General features: G+C 48.1%; 14 protein-coding genes. 7 read left to right on the forward strand and 7 right to left on the reverse strand.

The window, feature by feature from the left end; all coding sequences use genetic code 11:
- The first annotated feature begins 78 nt into the window (after positions 1 to 78).
- The 3 genes from QCB45_RS05980 (at position 79) to QCB45_RS05990 (ending at position 2,107) form a co-directional block, all read left to right on the forward strand.
- Positions 79 to 771 (forward strand): type 1 glutamine amidotransferase, encoded by a 693-nt coding sequence (locus tag QCB45_RS05980; protein ID WP_279419935.1) that lies wholly within the window; start codon positions 79 to 81, stop codon positions 769 to 771.
- A 123-nt stretch (positions 772 to 894) separates the two neighbouring features.
- Complete coding sequence (locus tag QCB45_RS05985; RefSeq protein ID WP_279419936.1) at positions 895 to 1,407, forward strand: DsrE family protein; 513 nt, start codon at positions 895 to 897, stop codon at positions 1,405 to 1,407.
- 43 nt (positions 1,408 to 1,450) lie between these two features.
- Positions 1,451 to 2,107 (forward strand): hemolysin III family protein, encoded by a 657-nt coding sequence (locus QCB45_RS05990; RefSeq protein ID WP_279419937.1) that lies wholly within the window; start codon positions 1,451 to 1,453, stop codon positions 2,105 to 2,107.
- 36 nt (positions 2,108 to 2,143) lie between these two features.
- Here the strand turns inward: QCB45_RS05990 and QCB45_RS05995 are convergent, their stop codons facing one another.
- Positions 2,144 to 2,362, reverse strand: a complete 219-nt coding sequence (locus QCB45_RS05995) for an SHOCT domain-containing protein (protein ID WP_279419938.1) — start codon at positions 2,360 to 2,362, stop codon at positions 2,144 to 2,146.
- A 260-nt stretch (positions 2,363 to 2,622) separates the two neighbouring features.
- Here QCB45_RS05995 and QCB45_RS06000 point away from each other — a divergent pair, with 260 nt between their 5' ends.
- A complete protein-coding gene (locus QCB45_RS06000) occupies positions 2,623 to 3,258 on the forward strand; it encodes a YchE family NAAT transporter (RefSeq protein ID WP_279419939.1) in 636 nt (211 codons plus the stop codon).
- A gap of 82 nt (positions 3,259 to 3,340) precedes the next feature.
- On the opposite strand, the gene QCB45_RS06005 is transcribed toward QCB45_RS06000, so the two are convergent.
- The 3 genes from QCB45_RS06005 to coaBC all read right to left on the reverse strand — a co-directional run bounded on the left by QCB45_RS06005 (position 3,341) and on the right by coaBC (position 8,003).
- Positions 3,341 to 5,416 carry a BCCT family transporter gene (locus QCB45_RS06005; RefSeq protein WP_279419940.1) on the reverse strand — a complete coding sequence of 692 codons (2,076 nt, stop codon included), beginning with the start codon at positions 5,414 to 5,416 and terminating at the stop codon, positions 3,341 to 3,343.
- Between the two features lie 98 nt (positions 5,417 to 5,514).
- Positions 5,515 to 6,636: a hypothetical protein gene (locus QCB45_RS06010; protein ID WP_279419941.1), complete on the reverse strand. Its 1,122-nt coding sequence runs from the start codon at positions 6,634 to 6,636 to the stop codon at positions 5,515 to 5,517.
- Positions 6,637 to 6,788: 152 nt separating this feature from the next.
- A complete protein-coding gene (gene coaBC / locus QCB45_RS06015) occupies positions 6,789 to 8,003 on the reverse strand; it encodes a bifunctional phosphopantothenoylcysteine decarboxylase/phosphopantothenate--cysteine ligase CoaBC (RefSeq protein ID WP_279419942.1) in 1,215 nt (404 codons plus the stop codon).
- A gap of 125 nt (positions 8,004 to 8,128) precedes the next feature.
- On the opposite strand from coaBC, the gene QCB45_RS06020 reads away from it, so the two are divergent.
- Positions 8,129 to 8,629 (forward strand): LuxR C-terminal-related transcriptional regulator, encoded by a 501-nt coding sequence (locus QCB45_RS06020; protein WP_279419943.1) that lies wholly within the window; start codon positions 8,129 to 8,131, stop codon positions 8,627 to 8,629.
- 20 nt (positions 8,630 to 8,649) lie between these two features.
- Here QCB45_RS06020 and QCB45_RS06025 read toward each other — a convergent pair whose 3' ends face one another.
- On the reverse strand, positions 8,650 to 9,912 hold the full coding sequence (locus QCB45_RS06025) for an FAD-dependent oxidoreductase (RefSeq protein ID WP_279419944.1): 1,263 nt from the start codon (positions 9,910 to 9,912) through the stop codon (positions 8,650 to 8,652).
- Between the two features lie 3 nt (positions 9,913 to 9,915).
- A complete protein-coding gene (locus tag QCB45_RS06030) occupies positions 9,916 to 10,983 on the reverse strand; it encodes a c-type cytochrome (protein WP_279419945.1) in 1,068 nt (355 codons plus the stop codon).
- 308 nt (positions 10,984 to 11,291) lie between these two features.
- Between QCB45_RS06030 and QCB45_RS06035 the strand changes: the two genes are divergently transcribed.
- On the forward strand, positions 11,292 to 14,753 hold the full coding sequence (locus QCB45_RS06035; protein ID WP_279419946.1) for a mechanosensitive ion channel domain-containing protein: 3,462 nt from the start codon (positions 11,292 to 11,294) through the stop codon (positions 14,751 to 14,753).
- Here QCB45_RS06035 and QCB45_RS06040 read toward each other — a convergent pair.
- A complete protein-coding gene (locus QCB45_RS06040; RefSeq protein WP_279419947.1) occupies positions 14,750 to 15,133 on the reverse strand; it encodes an acyl-CoA thioesterase in 384 nt (127 codons plus the stop codon). The two genes, QCB45_RS06035 and QCB45_RS06040, sit on opposite strands and share 4 nt — an antisense overlap.
- A gap of 62 nt (positions 15,134 to 15,195) precedes the next feature.
- Between QCB45_RS06040 and radC the strand changes: the two genes are divergently transcribed.
- Positions 15,196 to 15,888: a DNA repair protein RadC gene (gene radC, locus QCB45_RS06045; protein ID WP_279419948.1), complete on the forward strand. Its 693-nt coding sequence runs from the start codon at positions 15,196 to 15,198 to the stop codon at positions 15,886 to 15,888.
- The last annotated feature ends 1 nt before the right edge of the window (position 15,889 follow it).

A 15,889-nucleotide genomic window follows, 5' to 3' on the forward strand; every position in this document is an offset into this window, starting at 1 on the left:
CTTTCCAAGGCTCGATGCATTATTTACAATAAGTAAACTTTTATTCTTAAAAAGAACAAGCATAACGAAGGAAAACCCATGAGAGCGCATTTTATACAACACGACCCTCTTGAAGACTTGGCCGGAATCGAACCCTGGCTGGTCTCCGCCGGTTATGAAATTACCAGCACGCCGATCTACGAATCAACCGATTTACCCGATATCGCCGATATCGATTTTCTGATCCTGATGGGCGGGCCGATGAGCGTTAACGATGAAGAAACTCTGACTTGGCTCAAGCCGGAAAAAGAGTATCTGCGAAAGTACATCGAATCCGGCAAACCGGTATTGGGTATCTGCCTAGGTTCTCAACTTATCGTCAATGCAATGGGCGCTAATGTCTATCCGGGAGAAAACAAGGAAATCGGCTGGTTTCCGGTCAAGCCGGCTACCGATGCGAATGAAAACAGCTTCCAGTTCCCGGAATCCACAGACGTGTTTCACTGGCACGGGGAAACTTTCGATCTTCCTGAAGGGGCGATCCTGCTGGCAAGCAGTGAAGGCTGTAAAAACCAGGCCTTTCAATTAGGCGCATCGGCAATCGGACTGCAGTTTCACATCGAAACCACTCCGAAATCAGCCAAAATGTTGGCAGAACAATATGGCGATGAATTGATTCCTGCGAAATACATCCAATCAAAACAGGATATCCTCGAAGCCTCTGATGAAAAATATGTGAAAAATCAGCAACTCATGTCGGAAATTCTCGCATTTTTGACTGGCACTAATTGATAATAACCGCTACACTTTAAGTTCAGTCAATGAGTGGCTGAACTTACCATCACCAGGAAAATTCTGTAAACACAAAACTCTGAGCCAGCTTTCTTTATTTAAGTGGCCAAAAGGAGAATCGTCATGTTTAACAGGTTTCATCTTCTAAAATGGGTCGTCGCATTCGTCCTATCCTTAACCCTTTCGGACATCGCCTACGCGGCTCCGAACGTCATCAAAGTAGAACAAAAGAAAGACATCAAGATCGTTTACGACATCAACCAAAACGATATCGAAGCAGGTATAGGCAAAGCGCTTTATTATGCGCGTGGTCTGTTGGAAGCCTATAAAGACCAGAATGTGCCGATGGATCAGCTCCATATCAGTCTGGTGATACACGGAGCCGCAGGCTACTGGCTACTGAAAGACGAGGCTTATCAAAATGCCACCGGCAACCCATTCGACGTCAACCCCAATACCAAGGTCGTACAAGAGCTGCTTGATCATGGTGTCAGCGTAGAGCTTTGCCATGTGACCATGAAAGCCCATCACTGGGACGCCAGTGAGATACTACCCGGAGTGAAAATCGTATTCGATGCCTACACGCGCATCGTCGACCTTGAAATGAAAGGCTACGCTTACATCAAATTCGTGTGAGTGCACCCGGCTTAAACCAAACCACGACTCTAAAGGAATGGACATGCTTTCTATGACGCTTGATAAAGACCGCCCCCAATCCAGAAACGAGGAAATGGCCAATAGTATCAGTCACGGACTGGGTGTAATCGCATCCATCCTCGGGACGCCCTTTCTGATTATCCATGCCGCAAATACCGGCAATACCGGCTACCTCGTAGGTGTCAGCATTTTCAGCGCAACGCTGATCATGCTCTATTTAAGCTCAACGCTCTACCATGCCATGCCGGCTGGAAAAGCCAAACGCATCTTGCGGGCGATCGACCACTCTCTCATTTTTCTGCTGATTGCGGGCACTTACACCCCCTTTACCCTCGGGGTACTGAGCGGTGCCTGGGGATGGTCGTTGTTCGGGGTCGTTTGGGGGCTTGCCGTCATCGGCATAATACTCAAATTATTCGACGGCGCAACCCGGCCGATTTTCTACAACACACTCTATTTACTGATGGGCTGGGTGATTGTTGTGGCTATCCACCCTTTACTGAACAGTCTGCCGTTAGCTGGCCTGTTGTGGCTTCTGGCCGGAGGATTGTTGTATACCATCGGAATCATTTTCTATGCGACAGACGGCAAGTTACCGTTCGGTCACCTGATCTGGCATCTGTTCGTTCTCGGCGGCAGCGTCAGTCATTACTTTGCCGTGTATTGGTATGCGGCCTAAATACACAGTAACCGCATACCAACTTGTCCGACCTATTCAGGATTCCAAAGTGTTTTTCATCTTCTCGTAGGTCTCTTGGTCAATTTCGCCTTTTGCATACCGCTTTTGAAGAATTTCCAGTGGGGTTTCGGAAGAGACATTTTGATTCGAGGAGGACAACATCCTGATCAGTACGAATATCACAATCAATAAAACGATCCAAAATATCCACATACCCATACCTCCTGCCCAATACATATCTGTATACCAATGCATACCGATCTCCTTTGAGACTGATTGAACAAAACCGAATCGATAGTATTCGATTCACTCGTCCTGCTCAAACTACGTTACTGCATTTCATTAACTTCTACTAGGTCTTTGTGTCTCAAAAATTCACAGGAATTTAAAATCCAAAACATAATTCACGGTAGAAACGTCGACGCAAACCCGAAGGCGTGATAAATTGACTCGACCGGAACGGATTGGCAACTCGAATAAACGAACCATTAAGCACTCTTCAAAGGGAAGTATCCATGCTGGACTATGCAGATTACTTTAAAATCTTTATCGGCTTATTGGCTATCGTTAACCCTATCGGCGCGATACCGCTTTTCATCAGCATGACCGCTGACGAAACCGAAAAGGAACGTCAGGTCACAATCAATCTGGTGGCCATCGGATTCATCAGCATCTTGCTCGTCTCCTTGTTCTTCGGGGAGGCTCTGCTCAAATTCTTCGGAATCACCATCGATTCTTTCCGGGTCGGCGGCGGTATTTTGATTCTGTTGATGGCAATCGCCATGTTACACGGCAAAACCAGTCCGGCCAGACAAACACCGGAAGAAGCGGACGAGTCTGAACAAAAGGAATCTGTTGCCATCGTACCACTTGCCATGCCACTTCTGGCCGGTCCCGGAGCCATCAGTACCGTCATCTTAGCAGCGCATAAATCCACCGCATTCGGTCACTATCTGGTCATTGCCTTCGGCATCGTATTATTGGGAATCATCATCTGGGCGTCACTGAGAATGGCGCCGTGGATAACAGACCACTCCAGTACTACCGGCCTCAATATCTTCAGCCGTATCATGGGGTTAATATTGGCGGCCATTGCCGTCGAATTTATCGCCAACGGTCTGCGCGGTCTGTTTCCAATTCTGGCGCAATAAAAAAAGGGGCCGTAAAAGGCCCCTTCGTGTTTTCGGGAATTGCTCATAAACAACTCCCTTGCCCAGCAAAACGGTAAAACGTCTATCTCAACACGTGCAAGAAATGCATATGCTTATGATAGTGATCGATGATGTCGTTAATAATCGCCGTTTTCGACCACCCCATCACATCATAATCCTGACCACCTTCACGTAGATGGATTTCCGCACGATAATAATGCGCGCTCTCATCCATCTCTTCTGAAGGCAATTCTGTCTGAGTGAATTCGGGACGTAAGTGCGAACGGCTTCGGACTTCATAAATGAAATCAACCTCTTCACCGTGATGAACAATCAAACGGACTCGCTCAAGTTCGGGCGAAGTTTCAACTTCTACTTCCAAATCCTGAGCTTGCAACTCCTCAGCCACTTCCTTACACGCAGGCTTTGCGATGGTCTGAATGTAACGTCTAACTGCAGAGCTACTTGGATAATCAACGATGTTATGCAGACGGTCCTTCCAGCTGCTATCACTGTTACCGCTTGGTGCCGGAGACACGTTGGCCTGCAGACTATCACGCTTGGCCAGATCCACGCGCAATGCCTTCATCAAACCATAGGTAGCGATCAATAACACAATCGCGAACGGCATCGCACTGGCAATGGTCATGGTCTGTAACGCGCCTAAACCACCCGCCAGCATAAGGATGACGGCAATCAACCCTACCCCAACAACCCAATACATGCGCTGCCAGAGAGGCGTGTCGTCACGCCCGTTGGAACACAACATATTCACGACCATGGCACCGGAATCAGCCGAAGTCACAAAGAAAATAACGACCATCAAGATGGCAATGAACGAAAGTACCGAACCGAACGGGAACTGGCTTAGAAATACGAACAACGCCGTTGCTACATCATCGGATACAGCCTCTCCCAAGCTGTTCATGCCTTGATTAAGAATCATGTCGATGGCCGAATTACCGAAAAAGGTAAACCACATCATACTGAAACCGACCGGTACAAAAAGTACGCCGGTAACAAACTGTCGGATGCTGCGACCACGCGAGACGCGAGCGATGAAAAGTCCTACAAACGGAGCCCACGACAACCACCAAGCCCAGTACAAAATCGTCCAACCACCAATCCAGTCGGTTTTTTCATATGCATAAAGGTTGAAAGTCACACGCACGATATCCGACAGATAAGCTCCGGCATTTTGAATCNTCCAACCACCAATCCAGTCGGTTTTTTCATATGCATAAAGGTTGAAAGTCACACGCACGATATCCGACAGATAAGCTCCGGCATTTTGAATCAAAGCCTGTAGCAAAAAGACACTGGAACCTAACACTAAAACCAGCAACATCAACAACACCGCCAGACTCATGTTGAGCTCGGACAAACGACGGATTCCCTTATCCAGCCCCGTAGCAACCGAAACCGCTGCCAAAGCGGTTACAGCCGCAATCAACAACGCCTGGGAAACCACGTCCACCGAAATACCGAACAGGTAATTCAAACCGGTATTCATTTGCAGAACCCCGTACCCTAACGAAGTGGCAATCCCGAATACGGTTCCGATAACAGCAAACACATCAACGGCATGACCGATCGGTCCGAAAATCTTTTCCCCAATAATCGGATACAAAGCGGAACGGAGAGTCAGTGGCAGACCGTGTCGATAACTGAAAAACGCCAGTATCAAGGCAACGATGGCATAAATCGCCCAGGCATGTAATCCCCAGTGAAAAAATGTGATTCGCATCGCTTCCCTTGCGGCCTCTACGGTTCCGCCGTCCTGAACAGGAGGCGATAAAAAGTGCATAACCGGTTCGGCCACGCCGAAAAACATCAGACCTATTCCCATACCGGCAGAAAAGAGCATCGAAAACCAAGTGATATTGGTGTAATCCGGCGTCGCATGATCCGGACCCAGCTTGATTTCTCCATACCTGGAAAGCCCAAGAAACGCGACTGTAATCAAGATAATGGCGACCGTCAGAATATAAAACCAACCTCCGTTATCGATCAAAGCGCTTTGCAAGCCTTGGAAGGAGTTTTCGGCCTGTTCCGGGAAAAGGGCTGCGTAGACCATCAATAAAATGATAATACCGGAAGAAGTGAAAAACACCGCCGGATTCAATTTCGCGGGTTCTTTCTGTACGATTTCACTCATAGAAGCACCTTTGCTTTTTGCATTGGGTAGTGACAGGGAGACCGATCGTCTCCCTCATAGATTGCAAGCCGGTTACGGCTCTAAAAAACGGTTTTGATTTAGTAGTACCAGTCCATGGAAAGGTAAACGGCGCTGAACTTATAATCGTCGCTCACCACATCACCGTAACGATCAATGTAGCCGTTCTGAGTCAGGTATTCGGCATAGATCCAACCTGGACCGTAGTCATAACGGATGCCCGGTGCATAGGCAGCGACCATACCGTTGTCATTACCCTTGGTAGCTGAATCCGCCCAAGTTGCGTCCAAATAGTAGGTCCAATTTCCGGAGCTACGACCGATCTCGAATGCATAACGCATCGTTTCATATTTGCTGGCGATATTGTCCACAGCCACCAAGTCGCTCGGCATCTTACGCCGGGTCTGAATCACTTCGGCGTTCACGAACGTCGGACCGAACTTACCCTTGTAGTAAAGAACAGCGGCAGAGTGGTCGCCGTCGGATTCATGACGACTGTTCAATTTATCCAATACGTTGCTACGCTCGGCCGTCAAGTCTTCTAATTTACCCGCTTGCAATGACACACCAACGGTATGATTCGGCACCACATCCATATTCAAATCGGCTACAAACGTACCGACTTTTCGATACGTTGTGGACGATCCCCAGTGACGGTTATCGTCAGTCGTATCGGTACTGGTCGCCCACCAGTCGTCCTGTAGGTAATAAGCCAGGTTATAATTCAGCTTCCCTTTCCGGGCTTCAAGTTTCAGTCCCACATCCATCTGATCACCGTAACCGGCCTGAAACATATCACCCGGCCAGAAATTGGAAGTTTTCCACCCGAAAGGTACCTGACTTTTACCGATAATCAATTTGTAATCGTCTTCAAAATCAAAACCGATCCACGCTTTGTGTAAAGAAACTTCGTCACCCGTCGAATTATTTGCGGTATCGGTAAATGAGCCTGGCCCGACACGCAGCTCTGCCGAGTACGACCAATTACCCTGTCCCTTTTCGGCCGCTCCGTCCGCATACAAAATGACCGCACCATCACCGAACTCACCATTCTTGGTATAGTCATTCCCGGGAAGATTGTCGTTTTCGTTGGCATAGTTATACCAGGCTCCAAGCGTCAGTTGATTTGACGCCAAGATCTGAGCTGAAAACAGTGCCGATAAAGCACCGACAAAAACTGTAGAAAAGTGGATAGATTTCATGAAAAAACGCCTGCCCTAATTTTGGTTACTTTTTTCACCATAACAAATCAAAACAGGGGTTTCAAACCGACGGAATGCGGTTTTGAGGCGAGGTAAGCCCTAAAAAATGCCGCCAAGCCGCATAAGCACTGACTCTCAAGGAATTGTAAAATTTACGTATTTTTTTTAGAAATTTCGGTCAACAAGGAAACTGCTTGCTGATATTTGGATGAATTCGGAAAGGTCTGTTGTTGTGAATGGGTGATGACGGTCAACGAATTTTCATCACTTTCAAAGCCCTGATTTTCACCAACGCGGTTGGCGCAAATCATATCGAGACGTTTGCTGTTCAATTTGGTTCGGGCATAATCCAAAACATTTTCAGTCTCCGCTGCAAACCCAACCACAAACGGTTTATTTTCTTGCTGAGCAACCCAAGCGATGATGTCCGGATTTTTAACCAATTCAAGGTTCATTTGTTCGGTATCGGCCTGCTTTTTAATTTTCTGTTCCTGAACTTCGGCCGGCCTGAAATCGGCAACCGCCGCCGCACCGATAAAACAATCCACCACGCCATAATGACTTTGAACAACCTCGAACATCTGGCGGGCAGAACGCACATCAATTCGCTGAACCCTATCCGGCGTGGCTAATCCGACCGGCCCTGAAACCAAAATCACTTTCGCACCGGCTTCGGCGGCCACTTGAGCGATAGCAAACCCCATCTTACCTGAGCTGCGATTACCGATGAAACGCACCGGATCGATGTCTTCGTAAGTAGGTCCTGCGGTAATCAACAATGTTTTCCCTTTCCAGAAACGTTTCAATTCCGAACAGGCCTGTTCGGTTTCTTTTTTCTGTTTCTGAAAGCTTTCAACCGCTTCGAAAATCGCTTGAGGTTCCGGCATCCGACCTTCGCCAACTTCTCCGCAGGCCTGTTCACCGGAAGCAGGTTGCAACAACGTAAAACCTCGCTGCTTCAGAACAGATACATTTTCCTGAGTCGCTTCGTTGGCCCACATTAACCGATTCATCGCCGGGGCAATCATAATCGGTCGATCGGTCGCCAAGCATAAGGTGGTCAACAAGTCGTCGGCACGGCCCATTCGAAGCTTCGCAAGTGTTTCGGCACTGGCAGGTGCGATGACTATCTGATCGGCCCAACGAGCCAATTCGATATGCCCCATCCCCGCTTCCTGATTCGCGTCGAACAGGCTGTCTCGAACCGGGTTGCCGGAAAGCGCCTGAAAAGACAGTGGCTGAATGAATTCCTGCGCACCGGCGGTCATAACCACCTGCACCTCATACCCCGCCTTAATGAAAAGCCGGGTCAATTCAAGCGACTTGTACGCGGCGATTCCGCCGGTCACCCCAAGTAAGATTTTCATATTGGTTTCATATTCATTCGTTAAACTTGCTCTATGATAACGGTTTTTCTACCCATTTGACGGATTTTAAACACCGGTTTTCATGGATGAAAACGTACCATTTAACCCAAGGAAAGAGGTATCTAATGAATCCTTTAAAGTTTAGTCTGGTCACTTACAGTTTGATTTTTATCGTCTCTTTTCTGGACGTTCTGCTCGACTGGCAGGGCATGGGGCACATGAACACCCACACCTACGTTGAAATCCTGCTCGGACTGTTGGCGCTTGGTGGGTTTACCCTGATGCTGTACTGGAATATCCAGCAATCGCGAAAGATCAAAACCATGCATGAAACTCTCTCCAACACGGAAAAACAACTCAGTGAATCGCAACAGCAAGCCCAAAAACTCATGGGAGAGTTTTCGAAAATCATCCAAAACCAGTTTGATGAATGGAGTCTAACCAAAAGCGAAAAAGAGGTCGGATTGTTATTATTGAAAGGACTCACACTGGATGAAATATCCACGGTACGTGAAACCCGCGAAAAAACCGTTCGCCAACAAGCATCCAATCTATACAAAAAAGCCGGCTTATCAGGCCGGCATGAGTTAGTGGCTTATTTTTTCGAGGAACTTCTGGTTTATTAAGCGCCTCTCTTTATCGTGCCTTAGGAGAAGGTATCGGCAAACAGGTTGCCCGACCAGTTAAACATCTGCGAATAATTTTCAGTACTCGGCGCACCAGCGGCCGGATAACCTGCATCGGCAACCAACTGCATCTTTCCAGTTTCTGAATTGTATTCATAGACGGCGGTCAGCCAAGAAGCATGGGTTGACGAAACTGGGCTATAGCAGGCCGTGTTGGTTTTAGGTGCCGTGTTTAAAGCGACATTGTTCAAAGAACGTAACACCGCATCCGCACAAATTTTCGCCTGAGAATTCCCCATATGACCGGATTTAGGTTGACCGGTTGCTTGAGAATCGCCAATAACATGAATATTCTGAGCCAACGTCGATTCGTAACTCAACGGGTTCACGGGTGCCCAGTTACCCGAATTCAAACCGGCGTCAAAAACAATCTTGGCAGCTTTCTGATTAGGTATCACATTCAGTACATTCGCACTTAACGTCTGCGCGCCCCCGCCGTTTTCAGTGAACGTGATGCTGCGGGCATCCGAATCGACGCTCGCAATCGAAATGTTCGGACGGTAATTCACACCATATTCCGTAAATTTCGCTCCGAATGTATCCGCTTCAACCGTAATAGCGGCGTTAGCATCCAAAACCGTCACCTGACAATTCGCAAAACCTTTCGTATTTTTCAAATAATCGGCGACCACACACGCTCTCTCATAAGGCCCCGGAGGACAACGGTATGGTGAAGCCGGAACGGTCATCACGAAATGATCCCCATCCACCATGGCATCGATCTGGTCCTTAAGCAAATTGGTCTGCGCGCCCGCTTTCCATGCATGAGGAACCTTTTCGAAATCCAACCCTGGAATATCAACAAAATCCATTCCGCCAGCCAGAATCAAACGGTCGTAATTCAGAACGGTTCCACTATGCAGTGTCACGGTCTGATTGGTTTTATCTACGGTATTTAAAGTGTCATGCACGATATTGATTCCATAGACCGTACTATGAGTGACGTAATTGAAACTCAAGTCCGAAGTGGTTTTCTGATGATTTAACACCAGATTGCTCAGGATCGGAGAAACATAAGTGGTATTGGCCTCAATCAGAGTCACCTCGACACTGGTCCCCCCCCACATTTTCAGATACTTGGCAGCCGTTGCACCGGCGAAACCACCACCGACTACGACAACGTGAGGTAAGGTCGCCGCATTCAAAACACCCGGCATGAGAGCCGCCGCCGAACCGATCCCCAACGCTTTCAACAAAGTTCTACGTGATAAAGTGTTACTCATAACTTATTCCTCCTCACTCTCGCTGCCCGGTTGGGTAGCGAACCACTCGGCTAAAGCCCGAATTTCAGCGTCACTATAACCATGGGCTTGAGCCTGCATAATAGGCGCTTCTTCTCCGGCCTTGATCTCAAGCATCTCTTCAACCAATTCAGAAGCCGACTCTCCCGCCAAGCTATCCCAACTATTGACCGAGTGGCCATTGGTTCCGTGGCATTGTGCGCACTGAGATGCAAGCAAGCGTCCTACTGAAGCGGTGTACGCGCTAACCGGCGTGTAAACCGTAGAACTCGAACTTGTTTCATTATCATCGTCATGATCACTATCTTCCGAATCCGGCGTACCATCATTGTCATCGTCACTGTCGACATCGTCGGTTAAGCCATCGTTGTCGTCATCGCGATCATAAAGGTCATCAATACCATCGCCGTCCGAATCCGAATTATCGGCTTCTTCAGAATCCGGAATGCCGTCGTTGTCGTCATCCGAATCTTCCTGATTGTATTCGCCGTCGTTGTCGTCATCTTCATAAATATTAGGAATGCCGTCGCGATCATCATCCAAAGGATCTAACGACAACTCCAGTATCGCCACGCCATCCGGGATAACTGGTGAAATCCTCAAAGGGGTATCTGTAACGCCATCTCCGTTACTATCGACGATATCACTCAAATTCAGAGCCAGAGGCACATATCCTAGCGCGAATTCGACACTCGTATTAATTACGCCACTGGCCACAGTGCCGGATTCAATTTCAATCGGAGTGACGATTCGGTTAACCGGGTCGTTCTCGTTCGTTGTCATCACCAAATGACAATCAACACCGGCAGGCACCGTTAAACTAAACGGGTGCTGACTCGTTCCGTCATCGGTTGAATTCACTGTGTAATAACTGCCGTCCGCGCAAAACGCTTCAATTTTGGTACCGGGAACCGTACCGCTGATCACTGCGCTGCTGGTTGTCGTATCAGACGAGGTAATAGAGGTCGATGAAGACGAACCGCCTCCGCAAGACGCCAGCAATAAAGCGGCTGACACCCCCGACAATAAGAAGGGAATTTTATGGTATCTCATGACGCACTCCTCAACAAAGTGACTGGAAACTGGTCGGAGAAAATACCGCTCTCCAGACCGACTAAAGTATGACCTTATTATATGTAAGGTGTACATTATCACCAGTGGGCATATGTCCCGTTAGACACATGCCTTACGACCCTTTCACCCACGTACATTCACCCGAAACCGGCTGGTTAAGTGCGTTCTTGGCATCGCTCACCTAGATTTAAAGCAAAAAGCGGATAAATTTTGTACCTTTCAGGCACGGTTTCAGGTACGCTTTTACTTAATATCCCTACTTCCAATGCCAAATATCGGAACCTTTTATGAGTTTGAAGGCCATGAGCGCACTTAAATCGATTTTGTTTCTGGTTACTGCCTGGTTGCTTTACATGCCATCAATGGTTTCCGCCGCTCAGGAGCCTGTTACAACACAAAGCATCGCGCAAATAACGGCCGGTGACCTGGAACAGTTGGATCAAGAACTAAACCTTGCCGATCAAATCAATGAGGACGACAAAAAAAACCTATCTCTGCAAATCGACAAAGCCAACAACTGGTTGGTCGAGTCGCAAAAATATCGGCAAAACCTCAAATTATTGCAGCAGCAAGTCGAAAAGGCTAAACCTCGAATTACAGAGCTGAAAAACCTGCAAAAAAAGTTGGATGAACAAATTAAAAGCGGTGAACAACCACAAACCGCAACCTTAAACAATCAACAGTTGAACGACGCTTTAAATGAAGCGGATCTCTCATTACAGCAGGCCAGTAACAACTATCTGAATTGGGATCAGGAATTGGGGCAATATCTGCCTTTGGCTACCGACGGCATTAGCCAAAAAAGTGAAATCGAAAAAAACCTTGCCCAAATACAGGAAAACCTGAAATCCACACCTTCCGGCACAACAGCCGACATAAAATCCCAGGTACAGACTGTCGCCCTTAAATCTCGCCAACAGATGTTGGAAGCCAATCTCAAATTACTCAATTACAAACTGGATCATTTAGGCACCCTAACCGAGCTGGCCCAAACCGAACGGGATTACTGGTCCGCCAAGAAAAAGTGGCTGTCTCAAACGGTAGATGCGCTACAGTCCCAGCTACAAAGCGTCAAAGTCAGCAAAGCTGAACAAGCGTTAAAAAAGGCCATTCAGGATCAAGTCGACCCGAACAGTCCACTCTTCCCGTTACAGGCGAAAATCATCCATATCCAACACGACAAGACCGAATTGATCCGCCAGGAAAAAATGGTCAACCAAAAAATCGCCGTCACCACGGAAGCCATTAACTCGCTGAAAGCGCACTTTGCCCGTGATAAACAGATTGTGGAATTGGAAGGTTCACGAGAAATCGTTGCCCAGGTTCTTCACAAAAGACTGGAAACCATTTCGTCAATCGATGTCAGTTCAAAACTTGCGCTGAAGATAAAGGATCAACTGAACAAAGCGGTACTCGGTCAACTACTGTTGAGTGATCAAATTCGTGAAGCGGAAAACAAGATTCATTCTAACCTGTCAAAACTGTTGGAGGAGTCAGACGACAAAAAACGCTCTCCCGAAGAAAACAAACAACTGGAGGAACAGGCCAACCTACTCTATGAGCACTACATTCAAGCGGCAAAAGAGTTGCAAAACCTCTATCCGGACTTCATCAGCAAAATGTCCGAACTCAACTCGGTCTACACGCAACAAAAGGATGAAGTTCAAGCTTACACCCGATTCCTCAACGATCATCTTCTATGGTTGCCAAACATCGGCATGAGCAGCTTGCTTTCCTGGCAGGCCTTTACCGAAAGCGCAAATTGGTTTCTTTCTTTCGAAAACTACCAAGCCTTGATAAAAGACATCGCTGATGTCTTTGCCAAAGAAAAACAATGGTTCGCCGTATGGCTTTTGATCATTGGACTATTGATATTGGCACGAAAACACTTCATACGTGGTTTGAGTAGAACCTCGGCACAAGTCATTTCAGTTAGAACCGATTCGTTCCTCTACACCTTGCAAGCCCTGGTCTACACCTTCGGGCTCAGCCTGCTAATTCCGCTCAGCCTTCTGGGAAGCGGCTTGTTACTGGATTTGGCTGATTCACCAGCCCCTTACACGCAAGGCATCGCCAAAGGGCTAATTGATGCAGGGATACTGGTTTTTGCCTTGAGAAGCCTTCAGCAGATCTGCCGTCCCGACGGCATCGCGGAACGCCATTTCCGTTGGCACAAAAGCGTTAGAGACGCCTTGAACAAGGAACTGAATTGGGCCACGCCTGTCGGTGCATTGCTCGCCTTGATCATCGACATCAATACCTATGCAGACACCGCAACCGATCAACAAATGGTAGGCCGCCTTGCCTTCATCGTATTAATGGTGGCGTTCGCAATATTAATTTACCGTCTGTGGTCGTCACGAAGCCAGATCATGACCAGTTTCGCCAAACGCACCAAAATCCGTAAATGGCAACAACTCCACTTCATCTGGTTCCCGTTACTGCTTGCGATTCCGGTATTCCTGATCTGGGTCTCCCTTTCAGGTTACTACTACTCCTCGCTGGTCATCGCGGAAAGGATCAACTGGACTCTGGCATGGATACTGATAGTCTACATCCTTCGCGAATTGCTGCTTCGCAGCCTGTACTTGTCAGAACGAAAAATGCGCTACGCGGAACGCCTGCAAAAATACCAGGTTCAGCATGTGGAACAGAGCGGTGAAGAAGCAGAGGCGCCTCCTGTTGAACAGCCGGTCAACGAAGACGTCGACTTCGATTACGACAAACTCAGCAACCAAGCACGTCAGGCCTTGAATCTGGGATATCTGGTGGCCTTCCTGTTTGGAATCTGGCTGCTTTGGAGTGATGTCCTACTGGCCCTGAACCTGATCAATGACAGCACCTTGTCACTGACCAAGTCACAAGTCGTGGACGGAGTGGTACAGCAAGTTCCGCTTACCCTGGGCGATCTCACCCTGGGAATCGCTCTGGGTGCAGTGACCCTGTTACTTTCCAAAGACCTACCAGGCCTGCTGGAATTCACGCTACTGAAACATTTACCAATCAGTAGTGCCGCACGCTACGCGACGACATCGCTGATTCAGTACGTCATCGCCATCATCGGTGTGGTCATGATCTTCCGCGCTTTGGGGATTGAATGGTCTAACATTCAGTGGCTGGTTGCCGCCTTGTCGGTTGGGCTCGGGTTCGGCTTGCAGGAAATTGTCGCCAACTTCATCAGCGGAATTATTCTATTGTTCGAACAACCCATGAGAGTCGGTGACATCGTCACCGTCGACGGCGTTTCCGGAAAGGTATCGAAGATCCGCATCCGTGCAACCACCATCATCAATTGGGATCGTCAAGAACTGGTGATACCTAACAAGCAGATTATCACAGGACAGTTCATTAACTGGTCTCTATCCGATCAGATCATACGCGTAAAAATCGATGTCGGTATCGCCTACGGAAGCGATGTGCCGGAAGCACTTAAACTCATCAAACAAGCAGCGGCCGAACACCCGTCTGTTTTGGAAGAACCGGAACCATCCGTAATTTTCGACAGTTTTGGCGACAATGCATTGCAATTGTCATTACGTGTGTTCGTCGATGATCTGGACAACTTCCTGAAAATACGCTCCGAGCTTCATAGCATGATTAACGACAAACTGAACCAAGCAGGCATAGTCATCGCCTTCCCACAACGGGATGTACATCTAGACACGTCTAAGCCGTTGGAGATTCGCTTGAGCAAAACACGGGAAGACCTAAAAGGGCCGGAAAAGGAAATTCCGGCTACGGAAAGTTAAACCAGCAGATCATCCAACTCCGGCGATGCCATCGGACGCCCCTTGGCATTGACGGCAACGCCGATAGTACGTGCTGAGACCATCAATTCATCATTTTCATGGTGGATTTTCTGCACAAACGCATACTGGATGCGAGAGACTTTTTCCACTTCCACCGTCACGTAAAAATCGTCTTTTGGTTTTAGCGGCCGCTTGAAATCCATCTCGACACGGGTAACCATCAAGTTGACTTCCATTTCCGCCAAGGCCGAAAAATCGACGCCTTTCGATAACAGAAACTCGTGTCGGGCGTGTTCCAGATAGTTCTGATAAACACTATTATTGACCACTCGCTGAACATCGCACTCGTAATCTCTGACTCGCATTGGATATTTAAACATTGACCTGACTCTCCGCCACTTTTAAGATGCGAATATCTTAATCTAAAACGGTGGCAAGCTCTATGGCAATCCGCGACTGGCACGAACATGACCGCCCGAGAGAGAAACTGTTGCATTTCGGTCCGTCTTCTCTGTCCGATGCCGAACTGCTGGCGATTTTCCTACGAGTAGGCGTAAAAGGTCTGAGTGCCGTCGAGTTGGCTCAGAATCTTCTCGATCATTTCGGCAGCTTGCCTGCCCTGCTTAACTCCAGCGAACAGGAATTCTGCGAAGCGAAAGGGCTGGGACAAGCCAAGTTTGTCCAACTCAAGGCCGTGTTGGAAATGGCACGCCGTCATTTTGAATCAGGACTTAAAAAGGGCGATGCCTTTACAGACCCTGAAACCGTCGCCCACTACCTAATCCACTCCATCGGATTTCAACAACGCGAACAATTCGGCGTATTGCTGCTCGATCAACAACACCGATTGATTACATTTGAGGTGTTGTTTACCGGAAGTTTGACTCAAGCCAGCGTCCATCCACGGGAAGTACTCAAGGCCGTTTTAGATCATCATGCCGCCGCCGTGATCCTCACCCACAACCATCCATCGGGTGATCCGGCGCCAAGCCAAAGTGATTTGAATCTTACCCGCACCCTGAGCGAAGCATTGGCTTTGATCGACGTTCGATGCCTAGACCACATCATACTGGGTGACTTCGGCCGATGGCATTCGCTTGCTCAACATAACCAAATGCAACGGAACGACCTATAGC

It is taken from the genome of Thiomicrorhabdus sp. ZW0627, from assembly GCF_029767005.1.
GTDB lineage: Bacteria > Pseudomonadota > Gammaproteobacteria > Thiomicrospirales > Thiomicrospiraceae > Thiomicrorhabdus.

Excerpts from the sequence above, each read along its gene's own strand:
- QCB45_RS05980 (WP_279419935.1), top strand. The coding sequence starts at position 79 with ATGAGAGCGCATTTTATACAACACGACCCTCTTGAAGACTTGGCCGGA.
- QCB45_RS05985 (WP_279419936.1), top strand. The coding sequence starts at position 895 with ATGTTTAACAGGTTTCATCTTCTAAAATGGGTCGTCGCATTCGTCCTA.
- QCB45_RS05990 (WP_279419937.1), top strand. The coding sequence starts at position 1,451 with ATGCTTTCTATGACGCTTGATAAAGACCGCCCCCAATCCAGAAACGAG.
- QCB45_RS05995 (WP_279419938.1), bottom strand. The coding sequence starts at position 2,362 with ATGCATTGGTATACAGATATGTATTGGGCAGGAGGTATGGGTATGTGG.
- QCB45_RS06000 (WP_279419939.1), top strand. The coding sequence starts at position 2,623 with ATGCTGGACTATGCAGATTACTTTAAAATCTTTATCGGCTTATTGGCT.
- QCB45_RS06010 (WP_279419941.1), bottom strand. The coding sequence starts at position 6,636 with ATGAAATCTATCCACTTTTCTACAGTTTTTGTCGGTGCTTTATCGGCA.
- coaBC (WP_279419942.1), bottom strand. The coding sequence starts at position 8,003 with ATGAAAATCTTACTTGGGGTGACCGGCGGAATCGCCGCGTACAAGTCG.
- QCB45_RS06020 (WP_279419943.1), top strand. The coding sequence starts at position 8,129 with ATGAATCCTTTAAAGTTTAGTCTGGTCACTTACAGTTTGATTTTTATC.
- QCB45_RS06025 (WP_279419944.1), bottom strand. The coding sequence starts at position 9,912 with ATGAGTAACACTTTATCACGTAGAACTTTGTTGAAAGCGTTGGGGATC.
- QCB45_RS06030 (WP_279419945.1), bottom strand. The coding sequence starts at position 10,983 with ATGAGATACCATAAAATTCCCTTCTTATTGTCGGGGGTGTCAGCCGCT.
- QCB45_RS06035 (WP_279419946.1), top strand. The coding sequence starts at position 11,292 with ATGAGTTTGAAGGCCATGAGCGCACTTAAATCGATTTTGTTTCTGGTT.
- QCB45_RS06040 (WP_279419947.1), bottom strand. The coding sequence starts at position 15,133 with ATGTTTAAATATCCAATGCGAGTCAGAGATTACGAGTGCGATGTTCAG.
- radC (WP_279419948.1), top strand. The coding sequence starts at position 15,196 with ATGGCAATCCGCGACTGGCACGAACATGACCGCCCGAGAGAGAAACTG.